This window comes from Allobosea sp. CER48 (assembly GCF_044752385.1).
Classification (GTDB): Bacteria; Pseudomonadota; Alphaproteobacteria; order Rhizobiales; family Beijerinckiaceae; genus Allobosea.
Map to the genome: position 1 here is coordinate 1 of NZ_JBIWYK010000267.1, position 4,312 is coordinate 4,312.

Annotated in this window: 2 protein-coding genes; both read left to right on the forward strand. The window is 70.9% G+C overall.

The window, feature by feature from the left end:
* On the forward strand, positions 1–1,508 hold a 1,508-nt coding region (locus ACIPIA_RS10995), incomplete at its 5' end, for a PD-(D/E)XK nuclease family protein (RefSeq protein WP_400509408.1).
* A partial coding sequence (gene addA, locus ACIPIA_RS11000) for a double-strand break repair helicase AddA (protein WP_400509410.1) occupies positions 1,505–4,312 on the forward strand: 2,808 nt, incomplete at its 3' end. The genes ACIPIA_RS10995 and addA, both read left to right, overlap by 4 nt.

Below are 4,312 nucleotides of genomic sequence, written 5' to 3' on the forward strand. Positions count from 1 at the left end.
TGGCCGCCGTCGCAAGCGCCGCGCGCGCGGCCGTCACCGCCGTCAGTGCCACGGAGAGCGGCACGCCGCTCGCCTTCGTCGGTCCCGACGGCGAGGCCCTGGCAGGGCTGTTCGACGACCTCGCCGCGGCGAAGGATGTCATGCCGCCCGGCGGCAGGCCGCAGGACTTCGTTGCGATCCTAGACGGTTTGCTGGCCGAACGGGCGGTGAAGCGGGCTGCCCCGGGCCACCCGCGCGTCGCGATCTGGGGCCTGCTAGAAGCGCGCCTGCTCGAAGCCGACCATGTCGTGCTCGGGGGGCTGAACGAGACGGTCTGGCCGCCGCAGACCACGACCGATTCCTTCATCAACCGGCCGATGCGCGCCGAGCTCGGCCTGTCGCCGCCGGAGCGCCGCATCGGCCAGACAGCGCATGATTTCGTGCAGGCGCTGATGGCGCGCCAGGTCACGCTGACGCGGCCGCGCAAGGTCGGCGAGGCCGAAACCATCGCCTCGCGCTTCTGGCAGCGCCTGCAGGCGGTGACGCCGAGGGAGGTGTGGAGCAGGGCGCGGGCCGATGGCGAGCGCCTGCGCGGGCTTGCCGCCCTGCTGAGCGCTCCTGCTGCCGCCAGGCCGATCGGGCGGCCGGCGCCGCGGCCCGCGCGCGCATTGCAGCCGCTCGCATTGAGCGTCACCGAGGTCGAGACGCTCTATCGCGATCCCTACCAGATCCATGCCCGCAAGATCCTGAAGCTCGATGCGCTCGACGGCCTGATCGAGGACCCGACCGCGCAGGACCGCGGCCGGCTGCTGCACAACATCGTCGAGAGCTTCACCACAACCTATCCGGAGCAACTGCCGGCCGACGCGCTCGGGCAGCTGATCGCCCACGGCGACAGGCTGTTCCGGGATTTCGACGACGTGCCGGAGGTGCGCGCCTTCTGGTGGCCGCGCTTCCTGCTGACGGCCGGGCACTACATCTGCTGGGAGGAGCGTCGGCGGCCGCTGATCGCCCGCATCGGCGTCGAACTATTCACCGGCGCCAGTTTCACTCTGGCCGACGGCAGCGAGTTCCGTCTGAGCGGACGGGCCGACCGCATCGAGCTGACACGCGGACCGGCCTTGCGGATCGTCGATTTCAAGACCGGCGCACCGCCGAGCAAGGCGCAGGTCGAGAAGGGCTTTGCGCCGCAACTAACCCTGGAAGCGGAGCTTGCGGCGCGGTCCGGCTTCAAGGGGCTCACCGGCCCGACGCCGGTCGAGGCGCTGCTGTACATGAAGCTGCATCACGACCCGAAGGGTTGGGCCAAGGACAAGCCGCTCGATTTCGACGGCGAACCGCTCGTCGATGTCGCTGCGCGCCATCTCGACAACCTGCTCAAGCATCTCGACGCGCTGCGATCCGGCCGCGAGGCGTTCGTCTCGCGTCGCGCGCCCGACTATATCCGCTACGCCAGCCCCTATGACCACCTCGCCCGGGTGAAGGAGTGGTCGGCTGCGCCCGGTGCCGACGAGGGAGGCGACGCGTGAAGCCGGGCTGGATCGTCCCGCCGCTGACAAATCAGCGCCAGGCGCTGGCTGCCGATCCCGGACTCTCGGCCTGGGTCTCGGCCAATGCCGGCTCCGGCAAGACCCATGTGCTGGTCAACCGCGTGCTCAGGCTGCTGCTCGACGGCGTGCAGCCGAGCCGGATGCTCTGCATCACCTATACCAAGGCGGCGGCCGCCAACATGGCGAACCGCATCTTCAAGGCGCTGGGGGCCTGGGCGACGCTGGACGAGGCGGCGCTCGCCAGGACCCTGGCCGACCTGACCGGGCAGGCGCCGACATTGGCCGAAAGGGCCAAGGCGCGGCGCCTCTTCGCCGAGGCGCTGGAGACGCCCGGCGGCCTGCGCATCGAGACGATCCACGCCTTCTGCACCCGCGTGCTGCAGGCGGCGCCGTTCGAGGCCAATGTGCCGCCGCGCTTCGAGGTGGCCGATGATCTCGCACAGGCCGAGATGCTGCGCGAGGCCCGCCGCGAATTGCTGGCGCTGGTCGCCGCGAACGCGACCGGTGCGGAAGCGCGCGCGCTCGATCTGCTGGCGCAGCTCGCGGCACAGGATTCCTTCGAGACCATGGTGCAGGAAGCGCTGCGCCAGCGCGCCCTGTTCAGCGACGAGAACGGCCGTGCCCGCGATCCGCGGGAGATGCTGGCCGGCATCGCCGCCTTTCTCGGCATCGCCGCCGATCTCGACGCCGACACGGTGAGGCGGCGGTTCCGCGCCGATTTCGCCGCCCTGCCGGGTCTTCAGGCGCTGGTCGAGGCCTTGCACGCCGGCAGCGCGACCCGCCAGAACTTCGCCGCTTCCCTGCGCACGCTGCTCGCCGGGCAGGACGATGGCGACCCCGTCGCCTTCTGCCGCCGCGGCTTCATCACCGAAGCCGGCACGATCAACGCCAATATCCGCGGCAAGGGCAAATCGGAATTCGACGGCGCCTTGCTGGCGACGCTGGAAGCGCTTGCCGCCTGCCTGCTTGCGGCGTCCGACGCGCTCAACGCGATCTCCATCCGCGACCGGAGCGCCGCGCTCGCCCTTCTGGTCACGCGCATGCTCGCCTCCTACCAGCGCCAGAAGAGCCTGCGCTCGCTCCTCGACTATGACGACCTGATCGCGCGAACGCGCTCGCTGCTGGAGCGGGTCGAGGCTGCCTGGGTGCTCTACAAGCTCGATGCCGGCATCGATCACATCCTGCTCGACGAGGCGCAGGACACCGGCGAGGCGCAATGGGCGATCCTGCGCAAGCTCGCCGAGGAGTTCACCGGCGGCGGCGATCTCCGGCCGAAGCCCCGGACCATCTTCGTCGTCGGCGACGAGAAGCAGTCGATCTATGGTTTCCAGGGGGCGGCGCCGGCCGCCTTCGGAGAGGAGCGGCGCGCGCTCGGCCAACGGATCGCGGAAGCGCAGCTCGCCTTCGAGGCGATCAGCCTCAACACCTCCTTCCGCTCGGCACCGGATATCATGAAGGCCGTGGACGCGGTCTTCGCCCTGCCCGAGCATGCGCGCGGCCTCGTCTTCGACGGCGCGGCACGGCCGGAGACACACGATACCGTGCGCCGGAGTGCCCCCGGTACGGTCGATATCTGGCCACTGGCCGCCAACGACACGGGCGAGCCGCCGGACGCCTGGACCACGCCGGTCGATGCTCCCGAGCGGCGCAGCGGGACGGTGAAACTCGCCGAGCGCATCGCGCGAACCCTGCAGCGTTGGCACCGCGACCGCCGCGACGATCGCGGCAATGCCTTCGCTGCCGGCGACGTGATGATCCTGCTGCGCCAGCGTGGCGCGCTGTTCGAGGCGATCGTCAAGGCGCTTAAGGATGCTGGCGTGCCTGTCACCGGCCGCGATCGCCTGACGCTGGCCGAGCATCCGGCCGTGGAGGACCTTGTCGTGCTCGGCCAGGCCTTGTTGCTGCCGGACGACGACCTGACGCTGGCGACGGCGCTGAAGACGCCGCTGATCGACCTGAACGACGACGACCTGCTGCGCCTTGCGCCCGGCCGGCCCGGTTCCCTGCGCGCCGCCTTGCGGGAGGCCGCCGCGGGCGAGCCACGCTATGCCGCCGCGGAGGCGAAGCTCACCGCCTGGGCGCGCGAGGCAGGCCGGCACGGGCCATTCCGCTTCTTCGCCGGACTGCTTGGTCCCGGCGGCGGTCGCAACCTCGCCCTGGCCCGGCTCGGCGCCGAAGCCGGCGATGCGCTCGACGCGTTCCTCAACGCCGCGCTCGATCATGAGCGGCGCCATGGTCCGTCGCTGGCAGGCTTCCTCCAGCATGTCACAAGCAGCGCCGCCGATGTGAAGCGCGACCTCTCGGCCAGCGCCGGCGAGGTCCGCGTCATGACGGTCCATGGCTCGAAGGGGCTAGAGGCCAGGGTCGTCATCCTCGCCGATCTCGGAGTCGAGCCGGGCGCCAAGCGCCTGCCCAAGATCCTCGCGGTGCCGGCGCCGCGCGCCGGCCTGGTGCCGATCTGGCCGCCGGCCAGCGCCGAGGACACGCAGGCGACCGCTGCGGCCAAGGCGATCGTCGTCGCGCAGATGGTCGAGGAGCATCACCGCCTGCTCTATGTCGCGATGACCCGCGCCGAGGATCGCCTGATCGTCTGTGGCGCCCAGGCCAAGGGCGAACCGCCCCCCGGAAGCTGGTACGCGATGATCGCGGAGGGGCTGGCGCAGTCCCCGTCCGGGCTCGATACGATTGGCGAGGGTGACGAGGCGATCCTGCGCTTTTCGGTCACGCCTCCGGTTCCATCGGAGGCGGAAGGGGGAGGCCGGAGGGCCGAGCCGGCCCCGTCG